The organism is Agrobacterium rubi TR3 = NBRC 13261, from assembly GCF_000739935.1.
Lineage (GTDB): Bacteria > Pseudomonadota > Alphaproteobacteria > Rhizobiales > Rhizobiaceae > Agrobacterium > Agrobacterium rubi.
Map to the genome: position 1 here is coordinate 1 of NZ_BBJU01000043.1, position 946 is coordinate 946.

At 58.6% G+C, this 946-nt stretch carries 1 pseudogene; it reads left to right on the plus strand.

The annotated features are described in order from the left end of the window. Positions 1-946: pseudogene (locus RRU01S_RS24685) on the plus strand (IS3 family transposase); the annotation flags it as partial.

Below are 946 nucleotides of genomic sequence, written 5' to 3' on the forward strand. Positions count from 1 at the left end.
TTCAGCCGTGGATTCTGACGAGCCGGTTGTCGGCAATTCGGAAGTGAAGAAACTGGAGGATCGCGTTCGGGAGCTGGAGCGCATGCTCGGCCGTAAGACGATGGAGGTCGAAATCCTCCGCGAAGCCCTTTCCAAAGCGGACTCAAAAAAACGGATATCGCGGCCGATCTTGTTGCCGAAGGACGGTTCCCGATGAAGACCGTCGCCGACACGCTGGGCATCTCCCGCTCGAACCTTGTCGAGCGGTTGAAAGGCAGATCAAAGCCACGCGGAGCCTACTACAAGGCTGAGGATGCAGAGCTTCTACCGGCCATTCGCAGGCTGGTGGATCAAAGGCCAACCTATGGCTATCGGCGGATCGCCGCGCTGCTCAATCGCGAAAGGCGAGCCGCCGATCAGCCTGTCGTCAACGCCAAACGGGTTCATCGCATCATGGGCAACCATGCCATGCTGCTGGAGAAACATAAGGCCGTTCGCAAAGGCCGCATCCATGATGGCAAGGTCATGGTTATGCGCTCTAACCTGCGCTGGTGCTCCGACGGTCTGGAGTTCACCTGCTGGAATGGCGAGGTCATCCGTCTCGCCTTCATCATCGACGCCTTCGACCGCGAGATCATCGCTTGGACGGCAGTCGCCAATGCAGGCATCTCCGGCTCTGACGTGCGCGACATGATGTTGGAGGCAGTCGAGAAACGCTTCCGCGCAACCCGAGCCCCGAATGCTATCGAGCACCTCTCGGACAATGGTTCGGCTTACACAGCGCGGGACACGAGGATATTTGCCCAGGCACTCAATCTGATACCTTGCTTCACGCTGGTCGCCAGCCCGCAGTCGAACGGCATGTCGGAAGCTTTCGTCAAAACGTTGAAGCGGGACTATATTCGGATATCAGCTCTACCGGACGCCCAAACAGCGCTCCGGCTCATCGACGGATGGATCGAGGACT